The organism is Amycolatopsis sp. NPDC049253 (assembly GCF_040678995.1).
Lineage (GTDB): Bacteria > Actinomycetota > Actinomycetes > Mycobacteriales > Pseudonocardiaceae > Amycolatopsis.
The window spans coordinates 1-14,998 of the sequence record NZ_JBFAQX010000011.1; the positions used below are offsets into that span (position 1 = coordinate 1).

Consider the following 14,998-nt stretch of genomic DNA (forward strand, 5'->3'; position numbering starts at 1 on the left):
ACCCCCTGGTACGACGGCCCGACCCTGCTGGAACACCTCGAAACCGTGCCCGTCGCGCACGGGCACCTCGATGCGGCGTTCCGCTTCCCGGTGCAGTACGTGATCCGGCCACGCACACCCGAGTACCTCGACTACCGCGGCTACGCCGGGCAGATCGCCGCCGGTACCGTGCGCCCGGGCGACGAGATCGTCGTGCTGCCCGCCGGGCTGCGCAGCACGGTCGAGCGCATCGACACCGCAGACGGACCCCTGGAAGAGGCGGGCGCCGGCACGTCCGTCACCCTGCTGCTGGCCGACGACCTCGACATCTCCCGCGGCGACCTCATCGCCGTGGCCGACCGGCAGCCCCGCGTCACCGACGAGCTCACCGCGACCCTGTGCTGGCTCTCGTCGAAGCAGCTCAAGCCCGGCGCGCGCGTGCTCGTGAAGCACGGCACGCGCACGGTGCAGGCGATTGTCACCGAGCTCACCGCGCGCTTCGACGAGCAGACGCTGTCCAGTGTGGACGATCCGGACTCGTTGGACCTCAACGACATCGGCCGCGTCGAGGTGCGCCTGGCCGAACCGCTGGGCGTGGACGACTACACCGACAGCCCGCGCACGGGCGCGTTCCTCGTGATCGACCCGAAGGACGGCGACACCCTCGCCGCCGGGCTGGTCGGCGAACGGTTCCCGTGACGGCTCCCCTCGTCCCCGTCGCGCACGGCAGCCGCGACCCCCGCTCGGCCGCGACCGTGCGGGGGCTCGTGGAGCGCGTGCGCGCGCAGGCGCCGGGGATCGAGGTCTACGAGTCCTTCCTGGACCTCTCGGAACCGCGGGTCACCGACATCCTGCGCCACCTGTACACACAGGGGCACCGCGCCGCCGTCGTGGTGCCGCTGCTGCTCGGCAGCGCGTTCCACGCCCGCGTGGACCTGCCCGCGCTCGTCGCCGAGGTCCGGGCGCAGTGCCCGGGGTTCGACGTGCGCGTGTCCGACGTCCTGGGCGTCGACCCGGTGCTGGAACGCGTCGCGCTCGATCGGCTCTCCGGGGCCGGCCTCGGCGCAGGCGACGGGGCCGTGGTGAGCGCCGTCGGCTCGTCGAACGCCGGGGCCAACGCGGCCGTCGCCGACCTGGCCGCCCGCTGGGAAGGTGAGCTGGGGCTGCCGGTCACCGAGGCGTTCGCGAGCGCGGCGCAGCCCGACGTTCCCGCCGCCGTGGCCCGGCTGCGGGCGCGAGGCGTGCGGCGGATCGCCGTCGCGTCGTGGTTCCTCGCGCCCGGCCTGCTGCCCGACCGCATCGCGGCGCTCGCCCGCGAGGCCGATCGCGCCGTGTTCCTCGCCGAACCGCTGGGCACCGACCCGCGCGTGGCCGCCGCCGTGCTGCGCCGCTACGCGGACGTCGTGACCCGGATCCCGCTGTAGTGCGCTCTCGCGCAGGTCAGCACCTAGAGCTGAGTCCGAAACGCGCGCCTCGGCGGCCACCATCGTCGCGCTCCCCGTCGCCGGACGCACGTCACAGCGGTCCTCGCACCCGCGTGTGCGATTGTGGTGCCATGGTTGACGAACTGGTGCACTACGACGTGGTGGGCGGCACCGCCACGATCACCCTCGACTCCCCGCACAACCGCAACGCCCTCTCGGCGCAGCTGCGCCGAGAGCTGAGCGAGTCGCTGGACAAGGCCCGCGAGGACGACGCCGTGCGCGTGGTGCTCCTGACGCACACCGGCCCGGTCTTCTGTGCCGGCATGGACCTCAAGGAGGCCCGTGGCGCCGGTGCCGGCAACCAGGGCGTGAACGAGTTCCCGAAGATCCTCGACCAGCTCTGGACCAGCCCGAAGCCCGTCGTCGCGCGCCTGGCCGGCCCGGCCCGCGCCGGTGGCATCGGCATGGTCGCCGCGTGCGACATCGCGGTCGCCGTTCCCGAGGCCACGTTCGCGTTCTCCGAGGTCCGCATCGGCGTGGTCCCGGCCGTGATCTCATTGACGGTGCTGCCGCGGCTGAACCCCCGCGCCGCGCACGAGCTGTTCCTCACCGGCGACGTGTTCGACGCGCGGCGGGCCGTGGAGATCGGCTTGCTCAACGCCGCCGTGCCCGCCACCGAGCTCGACGAGACCGTGGAGCGGTACCTGAAGTCGCTGACGCTCGGCGGCCCGAAGGCGTTGGCAGCGACGAAAACGCTCCTGAGCAAGCCGCGTCCGGCCACGCCTTCGGAAGGCTTCGCCGCGATGAACGAGCTGTCGGCCGGGTTCTTCGCCAGTGAAGAGGGCCAGGAGGGCATCCTCGCGTTCGCGCAGAAGCGCAAGCCGAACTGGGTCCCCGCCGACCACACGGACTGAGTGGTCACTCGCGTCTCGGTCCCCGTTCCGGCCGGCGGGGATCGAGACGTTACGAGTCGGCCAGAACGACGGTCAGCTGCCAGGAATCGGCTTTGCCGTCCGCCGGGCCGAGCGCGCGCTGAGCGTCGGAGAGCACGCTGCGGATCGCCAGGTAGTTCTTCGGTTCGGCCTGGCGCAAGGCTTCCGAGCCGCGCCAGATCAGCACGTGTTCGCCGGCGGGCAGCCACGACAGGTCCGTGAGCATGTCGTACAACGCGTCGAGGTTGCGGCCGAAGTAGTCCGGAAAGGACATCGCCTTCGCGATCGCGTCGAGCGTGGAGGCCTTGTCCACGGTGCAGCCGTTGACCAGGTGCGGGTACGCGCCCCGCGCGAAAGCCTCGTCCGCGGCGGCCTTCGCCTCGTCGGCCGGCGTCACCGGCTCGGGTCCACGACGACGAACGACGCGTAGTGGTCGTCGGTGTAGAACAGCTCCTTGGCCTGCCCGGTGACCAGGCGGCGCGGGCCGCGGTCGGGGCTCTTCGGCGTCATCACCGTGAACTCGTGGTAGTAACCCGATTGCTTCCGCGGCAGCACTTTCTCACGATTCTCGAACACGACGTCGTCGTTGCGCGGATAGGGGTAGGGACCGCCCGCCTCGATCAGCTTCCACGTGTCGCGCGCCTGCGAGGGCAAGCCGGACAAGGGTTTCACCGGCAACCCGGAGTCGCTGCCCGGCACCTTCGCGGCGACGCCCGAAGCGCCGGCCTGGGCGGAGGTGCTCGGCGTGGCGGGGGCCGACGAGGACGAGTCCCCGACGTTCTCCTTCACGAGCCAGCCCGCGAGCACCAGCACGAGGAGACCGACGAGTGCGGCGGTGATCCGCCTACGGTTGACCATGGTGGGTGAGCCTAGGAGGGCGGGTTGTCGTCGTCGCGGGCCGGGCCGAACCAGCGCGCGAAGCGGCCCACGAGCTTGTCGATGACCCACGCGGCGAGCAGGCACAGCGGCACGACCACGACCATGACCAGCACGAACTGGACGGGGAACCAAGCCTGGGCGAGCCACAGCTCGACCCCGTCCCACCAGTCGGCCAGCCCGTTGAACACAGGTGTGAGCCTACGCGCGCCAGGCTGCGTCGTCGCGCCCAGGGGCGGTAGGTTGCTGCCATGTTCGCCGTTTACGCGAAGGAACCCAACGCCGAGGCCCCGCTCGACTCTCTCGTCGCCGGCGAGCGGCCCGAGCCCGAGGTGCCCGAAGGCTGGGTCCGGGTGCACGTCAAGGCCGCCAGCCTCAACATGCACGACCTGTGGACGCTGCGCGGCGTCGGCATCAAGCCTGACCAGTTCCCGATGATCCTGGGCTGCGACGGCGCCGGCACGCTCGACGACGGCACCGAGGTCGTGATCCACTCCGTGGTCAACGCCCCGGGGTGGCAGGGCGACGACACGCTCGACCCGAAACGCACCCTGCTGACCGAGAAGCACCAGGGCACGTTCGCCGAGCAGGTCGTGGTGCCCGCGCGCAACGCGGTGCCCAAGCCGGCCGGACTCACCTTCTCCGAGGCCGCGACGATGGGCACGGCGTGGCTCACCGCGTACCGGATGCTGTTCGTGAAGTCCGGCCTGCGCCCCGGCCAGACGATGCTGGTGCAGGGCGCCTCCGGCGGCGTGTCCACGGCGCTCATCGCGCTCGGGCGCGCGGCGGGCTTCCGCGTGTGGGTGACCGGCCGCAGCGAGGAGAAGCGCGCGGTGGCCGAAAGCGTCGGCGCGCACCAGACGTTCGAGTCCGGCGCACGGCTTCCCGAGCGCGTCGACGCGGTGTTCGAGACCGTGGGCAAGGCCACCTGGGCGCACACCCTCAAGTCGCTCAAGCCGGGCGGCATCGTGGTGGTGTCGGGGTCCACGAGCGGCCCGGACCCGTCGGCCGACCTGCAGCGCGTGTTCTTCCTGCAGCTGCGCGTCGCCGGCTCGACCATGGGCACGCGCGACGAGCTGGCCGACATGCTGAGCTACCTCGATCTCAAGGGGATCAAGCCCCGGATCGGCACGGAACTGCCCCTCAAGGACGCCGCCGAAGGGTTCCGGGCGATGCTCGACGGCGAGACCGCGGGCAAGATCGTCTTCACCCGCTGAGTCGACAGAACCCCTCCGGCCTGGGCTTTTCCGTCACGGATCAGCCCGGGCCGGTGCTTGTACGCCGCATTCCGTTAACCGTCAACACCCCGAGTTCGCAATCGGCTTGTTACCCCCCAAGTTCGACCAGAACTCGACCTTGAACGGTTAACCTGTAGACATGACCGCATCGAAGCGGCCCGCACCCGCTGTCCAGGGCGGCCGGCCCAGCAGCGAACCGGATCCCGTCCGGGTCTCCTTCCGGCGCTTCGCCGGAGTGCGGACGCGGGTGCTCGAAGTCGGTCCGCCGGTGGTGGAAGCCGAGGCGCCCAAACGGTCCCGCAAGCGCGGCACCGAGAAGCCCCGCGCACCCCGGCTCGTACTGCTCCACGGCTACTGCGACAGCGCCGACACCTGGCGTCCCGTGCTGGCCGAGCTCGCCACCGCGGGCATCGCGGCCATCGCCGCGGACCTGCCCGGTTTCGGCGACGCCCAGCCGCTGCGCCCGGGCCCCATGCTCCCCCAGCTCGACGCGTTCGCCGCCGCCGTGGTGCGCGAGCAGGCCGTGCTCGGCCCGGTGGTGCTGGCCGGCAACTCCCTCGGCGGCACGCTCGGCCTGCGCGCGGCCCAGAACCCGCGGCTGCCGCTCGTGGGCGTCGTGTCGATCGCCGCGCCCGGCTTCGTCGACTCGTGGCTCGTCCGCACGGTCGCGCGCAACCCGCTGCCGCTGCGGCTGTACTCGGCGCTCCCGCTGCCCGTGCCCGGGTTCCTCGTCCGCGCCGTCGCCGAGCAGGTCGTACCCCGCCTGCTGTACGCCGACGCGGGCACCGCCGACGCCGGCCAGGTACGCCGCTTCACCACGCTCTTCCCCGACTACCGCGCCACCACCTCCCGCCTCGAGCAGGCGCGCCAGCTCGTCACCGAACTCGCCGACGCCTACCAGCTCGACCGGGTGCACGTCCCGCTGCTGGTCGTGGCCTGTGGCAAGGACAAGCTCGTGTCCTCGGCCGCCGGACGCCGCCTGCACACCCTCGTGCCGCACAGCCGCCTGCTGGTCCGCGAGGACTGGGGCCACTGCCCCCAGCTCGACGACCCGCCCGAGATCGCCGAGCTCCTCACCTTCTTCGCCGCCGGCGCCGTCCGCTCCGGCGACGGGAAACGCCCGGCCCGCGCCGCCGCCCAGGCCGCGGAGGACACCGCCGCGGGCTGAGATCCCGCCCACTTCGGAACATCGGTGACACAGCGGACACGGCCTAGTACGGTGCGCTGCCAGAGCCCGTGACCCGGGCTCGGTTCACGACGTATGAGGAGACATCGATGTCCGCTCCGCGCAGCCTGGGATCAGGGTCCGGCATCTTCCGGCGCAAACCGATCGAGACGATCGAGAGCGGCGGTGACGGGCTGCAACGCACGCTGGGGCTGCGCCAGCTGACGGCCATCGGCGTCGGCGGCATCATCGGCGCCGGGATCTTCTCGCTAGCGGGCGCGGTGGCCAACCAGACGGCCGGCCCCGCCGTGCTGATCTCGTTCCTCATCGCGGGCGTCGCGAGCGCGGCGGCGGCGTTCTCGTACGCGGAGTTCGCCGGGCTGATCCCGCGCGCCGGCTCGGCCTACACCTACGGCTACGCGGTGCTCGGCGAGATCGTCGGGTGGTTCATCGGGTGGGACCTGCTGCTGGAGTACACCGCGATCGTGGCGGTGGTGGCCATCGGCATCTCCGGCTACTTCAACGACCTGCTGGGCTTCCTGCACGTCTCGCTGCCGCAGTGGATGTCGGGCGCGCCGGGCACGGAACCCGAGGGCGTGGCACACGGTTCGTACGTGGTGAACCTGTTCGCCGTGGTGCTGTGCCTGCTCATCGCGTTCATCCTCAACCAGGGCATGAAGAACGCGGCGCGGTTCGAGACGCTGCTGGTGTACCTGAAGGTCGCCCTGGTGGTGCTGGTGATCGTCGTCGGCGCCTTCCACATCAAGACGGGCAACTACAGCAACTTCTTCCCTTTCGGCGTCAGCGGCGCGTTCACGGGCGCGGCGACGGTCTTCTTCGCCGTGTTCGGCTACGACGCCATGTCCACCGCGGCCGAGGAGTCCAAGGACTCCCAGAAGCACATGCCGAAGGCGATCCTGTACTCGCTCGCGATCTCGATGGTGCTGTACGTGCTGGCCTGCCTCGTGCTGACCGGCATGGTGAACTACAAGGACATCGACCCGGAGGCGGCGTTCTCCAGCGCGTTCGCGTCGGTGGGCCTGGGCTGGCTGGGCGCGGTGATCGCGGTCGGCGCCATCATCGGCATCCTCACGGTGCTGTTCACCTTCCTGCTCGGCGCCACGCGCGTCGGCTACTCGATGAGCCGCGACGGCCTGCTGCCGAAGTGGTTCGGCAAGACGCACCCCGTGCGCAAGGTGCCCACGCGCACCACGTGGATCCTGGGCGTGGCGTCGGCGGTCATCGCCGGGTTCCTGCCGATCGGCGAGGCGGCCGAGCTCACCAACATCGGGATCCTGCTGGCGTTCGTGGTGGTGTGCATCGCGGTGATCGTGCTGCGCTACAAGCGGCCCGACCTGCCGCGCACGTTCCGGACGCCGGGGATGCCGGTGGTGCCGATCATCGGCGTGGTGTTCTCGATCTGGCTGATCACGTTCCTGAAGCCGGAGACGTGGTTGCGGTTCGCGATCTGGTTCGTGCTCGGCATGGCCGTCTACTTCGGTTACAGCCGCCGCCACTCCGTGCTGGCGCGCGACGAGGCGAGCGAGTCCACTTCGGACTGATCCGCGGGGACACCGGGGACCTGGCCTTCGATCCGTGGCCGCGGAACCGCAGCGACCCTGCTGAGGCGTCCGCACCAAACGCCTCAGCAGGGCGCCGGGCGCCTACACCTCGGCGCGGAAGATCAGGCCCGGCTCCTCGTAGCGGGCCTCCGGCACCGCGTAGAGCTTCTCGATCGACTCGGAGAGGGCGGGGTAGCCGGCGATCATGAGTGCGATCTCCTCGGCGGACGGGGTCAGGCCGGCGGCGGCGAGCAGGGCGGGGACGACGGTCGTGGGATCGGGTGTCACAGGAGTGTCCTTTCCTGATACGGGGTTCACGACAGCGGGGGAACCTGGCGGTGCCAGGAGGTGCGCTGCTGGTAGGCGAATCCGGCCGCGAGCACGGTGGCCTCGTCGAACGGCTTGCCGACGATCTGCAGGCCGAGCGGCAGCCCGTCGGCCGTGAAGCCCATGGGCACGGACATCGCGGGGTTGCCGAGGGCGTTCCAGTAGGGCGTGTGGAGCGCGTCGACGATCTTGTCGAGCGTCAGCTTGTCCACCTCGGGCGCGCCGCACGCGCTCGTCGGCGTGAGGATGAGATCCACGTCGGCGAAGAGGGCCGCGACCTGGCGCTGGCCGGCTCGCCGGACGCGCTGTGCCTGGACGTAGTCGCCGGCACTCACGAGGGCGCCCGAGGCGACCGCCATGCGGGTGCCGGCGCCGTAGTCCGTCCACCGCGAACGCAGATCCGGCTGGTGGTAGGCGTACGCCTCGGCCGCGAGCCCGGACATGGTGGCGGTCTTGAGCTCGTCGTACAGCGGCAGCCGCACGTCGACGACTTCGGCACCGGCCGCGACGAGCTCGGCGACGGCCGCGTCCAGCGCCGGATCGAGTTCCGGCGCGGTGAGCGGCGAGCGGTCGAGGAGGCGGTCGATGCCGATCCGCAGCCCGGCCAGCGAACCGGTCAGCCCGCCGGTGTAGTCGTCGACCGGCCGGTCGGCCGACGTCGCGTCGCTGCTGTCGTGACCGGCGAGCACGGCGAGCATGACCGCGCAGTCTTCGGCGCTGCGGGCCATCGGGCCGATGTGGTCGTAGCTGTAGCCCAGCGGCACGCACCCGGCTTTCGGGACCCGGCCGAACGTCTGTTTGAGACCCGTGATCCCGCAGCTGGTCGCGGGGTAACGGATGCTGCCGCCGGTGTCGGTGCCGAGGCCGCCGAGGAACAGCCCGGCCGCCACCCCGCTGCCGGTGCCCGAGCTCGAACCGCCGGGATAGTGCTGCGTGTTCCACGGGTTGCGCGGGATCGGGAACGGCTTGTCGGGGTCGGGTGTGCCGATGGCGTACTCCATCGTGCTGGTCTTGCCCGTGATGATCGCCCCGGCGGCGCGCAGCCGCGCCACGACCGGCGCGTCTCCGCCGGCGCCCCACGCCCGGTCGAGCACGAGGCTCTGCGCGGTGGTCTCGCCCTCCTCGGTGGCGATGATGTCCTTGATCCCCAACGGGATTCCGTGCAGCGGGCCGCGGTCCACCCCGCCGGCGAGCTCGGCGTCGGCCTTGGCTGCGGCCGCGAGGGCGGTCTCGTCGAACCGGGCCAGGTACACGCCCAATGCCTCGTCGTGGGCGTCGGCGGCCACGTAGGCCGCGGTCGTGAGCGCGACCGACGTGGTCTCCCCCGCGCGCAGAGCCGCGGCGGCTTCGGTGATGGTCAGGTACATCGCGTCCTCCTCAGGCAGCCGCGGGCAGGGCCGGGCGGCGCAGGTGGTGGGTGGTGGCGGCCTGGTAGGCGCCACCGAGGGCGAACAACGTCGCCTCGTCGCGCGGGCGGCCCACGAACTGCAGGCTCCCCGGCAGTCCGCCGATCTCGCCCGAGGGCACCACCAGCGCCGGGGAGCCGGTGAGGTTGAACGGCACGCTCGTCCGGCAGGCGGCGTCGAGCCACGGCACCTCCCGGTCCCCGAGATCCGACGTCATCTCCGGGGCGATGAACGGGGGCAGCGCGGTCAGGCCCGGCGTCACGAGTGCCGCGCAACCGGCCATCGCGGCGTCGAGCTCCCGCTGGAACACGGGGCGCAGCCGCAGCGCCCGCAGGTAGTCCGCGGCGCTGACGAACGGGGCCGCGCCCAGCAGCGACGCGCCCATCTCGTCGCGATCCTCGATCCCGGACACGTGCCCCTCGTGCAGGGAGAGCATTTCGGCGTAGATGATCCACCAGCCCGCGACGGCGGAGAGCTCGAACGTCGGCAGCTCCACGTCGACGAGTTCCACGCCGAGCCCGGTCAGCTCACCGAGCGCCGACTCGTACGCTTCGGCGACGGCGGGGTGCAGATCGCCTTCGAGGAACGTGCGATCGCGGGCGACCCGCAGCCCGCTGACGTCCCGGCCCACCGCCGCGCTGAACGGGCTGTCCTCCGCGGGCAGGGCGGTCGGGTCGAGCGGATCGGGTCCGGCGATCACGTCGAGCATCAGCGCCGCGTCGGCGACGCTGCGGGTCATCGGCCCGGCGTGGTCCATCGTCCAGGACAGTCCCATCACGCCGTGCCGGGGCACCCGGCCGTAGGTCGCCTTGATCCCGGTGATCCCGCAGAACGCGCTCGGGATGCGGATCGAGCCACCGGTGTCGGTGCCGATCGCCAGCGGCACCTGACCCGCCGCGACCGCCGCGCCGGACCCGGACGACGAGCCGCCGGTGGTGCGCCGCGGGTCCCACGGGTTGCGAGTGGGGCCGAACGTCTTGTTCACCGCGCCGCCGCAGGCGAACTCGAAGGTGGCGAGCTTGGCGAGCAGTACCCCGCCGGCGTCGGCGAGCCGCGCCGCGAGCACCGCGTCGGTCTCCGGCACGTAGTCGCGGTACAGCGCCGAGCCGCCCGTGGTCCTGATCCCGGCCGTGGCGACGATGTCCTTGAGGCCGTAGGGAACGCCCTCCAGCGGCCGGGCGGTGCCCTCGCGCCAGCGCGCGTCGGATTCCGCCGCCTTCGCGCGGGCCGAGTCGGCGAGCAGGGTGATGACGGAGTTGAGGCCGGGATCGGTGGCCTCGATCCGGGCCAGGCACGCCGCGACGGCTTCACTCGGCGTCGCGGTGCCGGTGGCGAACGCGGCGAGCAGCTCGGTCGCGGTGAGGTCGGCGAGGTCGGTCATGCGGTGTCTCCCTTGGTGATCCAGGCGAGCGCGGTGGCCGGTTCGCTGACCGGCTCGGTGAACGGCAGGGGCAGCCGCCGCAGACGTTCCAGGTCCGCCCGGTAGTGGGTGTGCGTTGCGTAGGCCTGCGCGAGGCGGTCCGCGGTGAGCGTGATGTCGGAGTTCTCGGCGAACACCGCGAACTCCTCCGGCGAGGGCAGGGGCATGGCTTCCTCCTTGACGACGGACAGGTGGGGGCGGCGGGGCAGCGTCTCCCCGACGGTGAGGGTGAGCAGGAGACCGCCGAAGAGGCAGGCGGCCGTGGCCGCCAGGGCGGTGTGCACGCCGCCGAGCGCGATGCCGGCACCGGCGAGCAGTCCGCCCGCGAGCATCCCGATGTCACAGGCGATCCGATACGCCGCGAGCGCGATGTCCGGGTCCTCGGCGAGATCGACGGTCATCGCGGCCGGGACGACCCAGGTGGTGCCGACGGTGACGCCGGTGGCGAGCGCCCCGAGTACGAACGCGACCGGACCGCGGACCACGGTGGCGAGCGCCAGCACGGCGACCGTGCCCCACGCCAGCGCCACCGCCAGCGGGAGCAGCCGGCCGTGGCGGTCGCCGAAGCGCCCGCCGAAGTGCATCGCGGCGACGTCGGTCGCCGACAGGGCGAACAACGCCAGTCCCAAGGCGACCCACCCCATGCCGAGCTGTGCGCCCAGCAACGGGACCAGCGTCAGCGCGAGCCCGGACCGCACGGCCTGCCCGAGCCCGGTGAGCACGAGGATCGACCACAGCCGCCGGCCGCGCACCCCCAGGCCCGCCGGCAGCCCGAGCCGGGGCCGGTCGGCGGAAACCCAGCGGGGGGCGAGGAACCACGCCGCCACCGCACCCGCCAGGTTCACCACGCCGCACACGCCGAACAGCAGCCGCAACCCGTCGGGCCCCGGCGCCGTCGCCGCGATCAGGCCACCGCCGAGCGGCCCGGTCGCGACGCCGAGGAACCAGAACGCGTTGAACGTGCCGATCGCGCTGCCGCGCACCCGCTCGCCGACGAGCCGCACGGCGAGCGCGATCCCGCCGCCCATGAACAGCGCCGTGCCGAAGCCCTGCAGCACCCGCGCGAGCCCGACGACCTCCCAGCTGGTGGTCGCCGCGGAGAGCAGGCAGCCGACGCCGAACACGAGCAACGACACCGTGAGCGCGGTGCGGGAGGACACCCTCGGCACGAACCGCGTGCCGAGGAAGTCCACCAGCAGCAGGGAAAGCCCGATCGAGGAGACCACGAAGGCCGCCCATGACGGTGGTCCGCCGAGCCCCACCACGAGCAGCGCGGTGAACGGCGCGGTCAGCCCGAACCCGACCCCGGCCACCAGCACGACGAGGTGGAAGCGGCGGCGGGCGTCCGGCCCGGCGACGGGCACCGGGCCGGACCCGGGAGCCCGTGTGGGGACGGTTCCGATCACCGCGAACCGGCCGGCTGCGGTTCCGGCCGGGCCACGACACCGCCCGGCATCACGCCGGCCGCTTCCTCGACGACCGCGCCCGCCCTGAACGTCAGCGCGTCCTGCCAGCGCGGCGCGATGATCTGGATCGACGTCGGCATCGAGGTTTCCGGGTCGACACCGCTGGGCACCGCGAGCGCCGGGTGGCCGGTCAGGTTGAGCACGCAGGTGTTGCTGACCATCGTGGTGCCGCGCGCGAGCAGCTCCGGGTCCTCGGCGGGCCGGTCCAGCAGCACCGGCGCGACCTGCGGCGTGGTCGGGGTGAGCAGCAGGTCGAACCCGGTGAACGCCGCGTCGAGCTGTGCGGTCAGGGCCCGGCGCAGGTTCGCGGCCTTGGCGAAGTAGGTGGAGAAGTACTTGTCGTGCAAGTACCTTCCGCCCAGCAGCCACACCTTGAAAAACGGCGGGAACGAGTCCGCCTCGAGCCGGCGGACCAGGCCGAAGGCGTGGGTCCGCTCGACGTCCACCTCGCCGAGGTGCGCGTACCCGGCGCCGTCGGACTGCGCGTTGAGCCACGCCAGGTGCAGCAGCAGCGTGGTCTCGATGGCCCACGCGTCCGTCCACAGGGGAATCGACACCGGGCTCACGGTCGCGCCGGCCGCTTCCAGCGCGGCGCACGAGGACTCGAACGCGGCGAGGACGCCCGGTTCGCACAGGGCCGGGTCACGGCCTTCGGTCACCACGCCGATCCGCAGGCCGCCCACACCCTCGCCGAGGGCGGCGACGGCGTTCGTGGGCTCGGCGGTGCCCCGGACCCACTGCGGGTCGCGGTCGGAGTGCCCGCTCATCACGTCGAGCATCCGGGCGGTCAGCTCGACCGTGCCCGCCATCGGGCAGACCGCGTCGATCGTGTGGTCCATGTACGTCAGCCCGTGGGAGGGAACCAGGCCCTGGGTGGGTTTGATGCTGACGATCCCGTTGAAGGACGCGGGGATCCGGGCCGAGCCACCCTCGTCGACGCCGATCGCGAGATCGACCGCGCCCGAGCGGACCGCCGAGCCCGAGCCGCCCGAAGATCCACCGGCCGACCGGGTGGGGTCGACGGCGTTGCGGGCCGGGCCGTACCAGCTCGACTCACCGGTGCCGGACGTGGAGAAGTCGTCCAGGTTCGTCTTGCCGGTGACGTCGGCGCCCGCGGCGAGCAGCCGGGACACCACGACCGCGTCGGACGTCGGCGTGTGGCTCAGCGTCCGCGAAGCGTTGGTGACCGGCACTCCCGCCACGGCGAGGTTGTCCTTGACGCCCACGGTGAGTCCCGCGAGCGGCCCGTCCGGCGCGCCTTTCACGTGGCAGCGCCGGATGAACGCGTGGAACGGGTCTTCGGCGTCGTCGACCGGGCCGCCGGGGTCGCGGTCGGTGTAGGTCAACGGCGGCGTGGGCGCGTGCAGCTCGTCCAGCCGGTCGACGCCGGCGAAGGTCTGGTCGAGGATCTGCGCGTACTGCTCGGCTTCACGCGGGGTGAGGGACAGGTGCTCGGCCGCGCCGAGCTCCGACAGCTCCTGCGGTGTCGGCCTGCGCACGAAGCCGCGGATGCGGCCGCGGGGCATCGCCATGGCGATCTCCTTTCGGTGGGGCCGGTCAGCCGACGGACAGCTGGGTGAGGTCGACGAACCAGGACTGCGCCTGCACGAAGCCGTGCACGCTCGGGGACAGGACACGCGGGTTGCGGTCGTCGACCACGACGAGCCACGGCGAGTCCTTCGCGAGGATCTGCGCGGCCTGCGAGTAGAGGCTCGCCCGCGCCTTGTCGTCGAGCACCGTCCGCGCCTTGGCGAACAGCGCGTCGACCTGGGGGTTGCTGTACTTGCCCGCGTTGGCCGTCGAACCGGTGCCGAACCAGTTGCGCCAGAAGCCTTCCTGCTGGTAGCTGAGCGAGATGTTGAGGGCGTCGGCGTTGTCCGGGATCTTGCCGCTGAAGAAGTCGGTCAGCATGGCCGCCCACTCGATGGGCTTGAGCTGCACCTTGACGCCCACCTTGGCGAGATCGGCCTGCAGCGCCGTGTTCATCGGGGTGGGGACCATGTTGCCGGAACCGCTGGTCGGGTACGACAGGGTCATGGTGAACCCGTTGGGGTAACCCGCTTCCGCGAGCAGCTGCTTGGCCTTCGCCGGGTCGTAACCGTAGGAGTCGTCGGCGGGTTCGTACGCCGCGTTGGCGTGCGGCACGTAACCCAGGGCGGGCTCCGCGGTGCCCTTGAGGATGTTGTCGACCAGTGCCTGACGGTTGATCGCCCAGTTGAGCGCTTCACGCACCTTCACGTTGGTGAACGGCGGTTTCGTGAGGTTGTAGACCCACGGCCAGATGTGGTCGTAGGAGTTGGTCAGCACCTGGAAGCCCTGCGACTTCAGGTTGGGCACGTCGTCCGGTGGCGGCACCTCGATCCAGTTGACCTCACCTGAGCGCAGCGCCGCCACGCGCGCGGTCGGGTCGGGGATCGGGCGCAGGATGACCTTGTCGACCTTGGGCCGGCCGGCCCAGTACTTGTCGTTGGCCAGCATCACCATGCGCTGGCCACGCACGAGCGAGTCGAACTTGAACGGCCCGGTGCCCACCGGCTTCTCGGCGAAACCCTGGTTGCCCTCGGCCTTCACCGCGGTGGGGCTGGCGAAGTACACCGTCGCGAGGTCGCTGGGCAGGTAGGCCCACGGGCCGTTGGTGTCGATCACGATCGTCAGGTCGTCGACCTTGTGGTAGGTCTTGATCCCGGCGATCGACAGCCCGCCCTGGGCGTTGAGGTCCTGGTAGTACTGCGGGCTGTTCTTGTTCGTGTACCGGTCGAGGTTGAAGATCGCCGCGTCGGCGTTCCACGGGGTGCCGTCGTGGAAGGTCACGCCGGGGCGCAGCTTGAACGTCCAGCTCGTGAGGTCGGCGTTGGGTGTCCACGATTCGGCGAGATCGGGGATGATCTTCGGGATCTGGTCGGCCTTGGTCAGGTCGAACTTCGTCAGCCCGTCGAACAGCTGGTTCGCCACGAAGCGCAGGCCCTCGTAACCCTGGCCCTGGGCGAGCCCGGTGTCGAGCACGGGGATGTCGGACGCGGTCATGCCGATGGTGAGCGTGTTGCCGCCGGAGCTGCCGGCGGTGGCGCTGCCGCCGCAGGCGGACAGCAGGAGCGACGCGGCGGCGGCGAACGCGCCGAACAGTGCGGTCCGGCTTCTCCGCCGGGCGAAGTAACGGTTGGGGGACAAGGGTTTTCCTCTCGGCAGGGGGTCGAGGGCGTGCG

The 14,998-nt window shown here is 71.7% G+C and carries 14 protein-coding genes and 1 pseudogene; 6 read left to right on the forward strand and 9 right to left on the reverse strand.

Features of this window, described 5'->3' with window-relative positions; translation table 11 throughout:
- The 3 genes and pseudogenes from AB0K15_RS24565 to AB0K15_RS24575 all read left to right on the forward strand — a co-directional run.
- Positions 1 to 678, forward strand: a pseudogene (locus AB0K15_RS24565) (sulfate adenylyltransferase); the annotation flags it as partial.
- Positions 675 to 1,403 (forward strand): sirohydrochlorin chelatase, encoded by a 729-nt coding sequence (locus AB0K15_RS24570; protein ID WP_364054703.1) that lies wholly within the window; start codon positions 675 to 677, stop codon positions 1,401 to 1,403. The pseudogene AB0K15_RS24565 and the gene AB0K15_RS24570, both read left to right, overlap by 4 nt.
- A 131-nt stretch (positions 1,404 to 1,534) precedes the next feature.
- A complete protein-coding gene (locus tag AB0K15_RS24575; RefSeq protein ID WP_364054706.1) occupies positions 1,535 to 2,317 on the forward strand; it encodes an enoyl-CoA hydratase family protein in 783 nt (260 codons plus the stop codon).
- A 49-nt stretch (positions 2,318 to 2,366) separates the two neighbouring features.
- On the opposite strand, the gene AB0K15_RS24580 is transcribed toward AB0K15_RS24575, so the two are convergent.
- The 3 genes from AB0K15_RS24580 to AB0K15_RS24590 are packed head-to-tail and all read right to left on the reverse strand — an operon-like array spanning position 2,367 to position 3,402.
- A complete protein-coding gene (locus tag AB0K15_RS24580) occupies positions 2,367 to 2,732 on the reverse strand; it encodes a barstar family protein (protein WP_364054709.1) in 366 nt (121 codons plus the stop codon).
- Positions 2,729 to 3,193 carry a ribonuclease domain-containing protein gene (locus AB0K15_RS24585; protein WP_364054712.1) on the reverse strand — a complete coding sequence of 155 codons (465 nt, stop codon included), beginning with the start codon at positions 3,191 to 3,193 and terminating at the stop codon, positions 2,729 to 2,731. Before AB0K15_RS24585 ends, AB0K15_RS24580 begins: the two co-directional genes overlap by 4 nt.
- 11 nt (positions 3,194 to 3,204) lie before the next feature.
- Positions 3,205 to 3,402 carry a hypothetical protein gene (locus tag AB0K15_RS24590; RefSeq protein ID WP_364054715.1) on the reverse strand — a complete coding sequence of 66 codons (198 nt, stop codon included), beginning with the start codon at positions 3,400 to 3,402 and terminating at the stop codon, positions 3,205 to 3,207.
- 60 nt (positions 3,403 to 3,462) lie between these two features.
- On the opposite strand from AB0K15_RS24590, the gene AB0K15_RS24595 reads away from it, so the two are divergent.
- From AB0K15_RS24595 to AB0K15_RS24605, 3 genes are all read left to right on the forward strand, one after another.
- On the forward strand, positions 3,463 to 4,428 hold the full coding sequence (locus tag AB0K15_RS24595; RefSeq protein ID WP_364054718.1) for a zinc-binding dehydrogenase: 966 nt from the start codon (positions 3,463 to 3,465) through the stop codon (positions 4,426 to 4,428).
- Positions 4,429 to 4,588: 160 nt separating this feature from the next.
- On the forward strand, positions 4,589 to 5,617 hold the full coding sequence (locus tag AB0K15_RS24600; RefSeq protein WP_364054721.1) for an alpha/beta fold hydrolase: 1,029 nt from the start codon (positions 4,589 to 4,591) through the stop codon (positions 5,615 to 5,617).
- A gap of 107 nt (positions 5,618 to 5,724) precedes the next feature.
- Positions 5,725 to 7,176 carry an amino acid permease gene (locus tag AB0K15_RS24605; RefSeq protein WP_364054724.1) on the forward strand — a complete coding sequence of 484 codons (1,452 nt, stop codon included), beginning with the start codon at positions 5,725 to 5,727 and terminating at the stop codon, positions 7,174 to 7,176.
- A 102-nt stretch (positions 7,177 to 7,278) separates the two neighbouring features.
- Here AB0K15_RS24605 and AB0K15_RS24610 read toward each other — a convergent pair whose 3' ends face one another.
- From AB0K15_RS24610 to AB0K15_RS24635, 6 genes are read right to left on the reverse strand one after another with little or no spacing between them, the layout of a single operon-like run.
- Positions 7,279 to 7,464 carry a hypothetical protein gene (locus AB0K15_RS24610; protein WP_364054727.1) on the reverse strand — a complete coding sequence of 62 codons (186 nt, stop codon included), beginning with the start codon at positions 7,462 to 7,464 and terminating at the stop codon, positions 7,279 to 7,281.
- Positions 7,465 to 7,490: 26 nt separating this feature from the next.
- Positions 7,491 to 8,870: an amidase gene (locus tag AB0K15_RS24615; protein WP_364054730.1), complete on the reverse strand. Its 1,380-nt coding sequence runs from the start codon at positions 8,868 to 8,870 to the stop codon at positions 7,491 to 7,493.
- A 10-nt stretch (positions 8,871 to 8,880) separates the two neighbouring features.
- Complete coding sequence (locus tag AB0K15_RS24620) at positions 8,881 to 10,290, reverse strand: amidase (RefSeq protein ID WP_364054732.1); 1,410 nt, start codon at positions 10,288 to 10,290, stop codon at positions 8,881 to 8,883.
- Positions 10,287 to 11,693, reverse strand: coding sequence for an MFS transporter (locus AB0K15_RS24625; RefSeq protein WP_364054735.1), 1,407 nt, complete (start codon positions 11,691 to 11,693; stop codon positions 10,287 to 10,289). The genes AB0K15_RS24620 and AB0K15_RS24625 overlap by 4 nt, the downstream gene beginning before the upstream one ends.
- Before the next feature lie 38 nt (positions 11,694 to 11,731).
- Positions 11,732 to 13,327, reverse strand: a complete 1,596-nt coding sequence (locus AB0K15_RS24630; RefSeq protein ID WP_364054738.1) for an amidase family protein — start codon at positions 13,325 to 13,327, stop codon at positions 11,732 to 11,734.
- Between the two features lie 25 nt (positions 13,328 to 13,352).
- The gene (locus AB0K15_RS24635) at positions 13,353 to 14,963 is read right to left on the reverse strand and encodes an ABC transporter substrate-binding protein (RefSeq protein ID WP_364054741.1); all 1,611 of its coding nucleotides are present in this window, start codon (positions 14,961 to 14,963) and stop codon (positions 13,353 to 13,355) included.
- Positions 14,964 to 14,998: the final 35 nt, after the last annotated feature.

Coding starts and splice junctions, on each gene's coding strand:
- AB0K15_RS24630 (WP_364054738.1), bottom strand. CDS start 13,327: ATGGCGATGCCCCGCGGCCGCATCCGCGGCTTCGTGCGCAGGCCGACA.
- AB0K15_RS24620 (WP_364054732.1), bottom strand. CDS start 10,290: ATGACCGACCTCGCCGACCTCACCGCGACCGAGCTGCTCGCCGCGTTC.
- AB0K15_RS24595 (WP_364054718.1), top strand. CDS start 3,463: ATGTTCGCCGTTTACGCGAAGGAACCCAACGCCGAGGCCCCGCTCGAC.
- AB0K15_RS24600 (WP_364054721.1), top strand. CDS start 4,589: ATGACCGCATCGAAGCGGCCCGCACCCGCTGTCCAGGGCGGCCGGCCC.
- AB0K15_RS24615 (WP_364054730.1), bottom strand. CDS start 8,870: ATGTACCTGACCATCACCGAAGCCGCCGCGGCTCTGCGCGCGGGGGAG.
- AB0K15_RS24605 (WP_364054724.1), top strand. CDS start 5,725: ATGTCCGCTCCGCGCAGCCTGGGATCAGGGTCCGGCATCTTCCGGCGC.
- AB0K15_RS24575 (WP_364054706.1), top strand. CDS start 1,535: ATGGTTGACGAACTGGTGCACTACGACGTGGTGGGCGGCACCGCCACG.
- AB0K15_RS24585 (WP_364054712.1), bottom strand. CDS start 3,193: ATGGTCAACCGTAGGCGGATCACCGCCGCACTCGTCGGTCTCCTCGTG.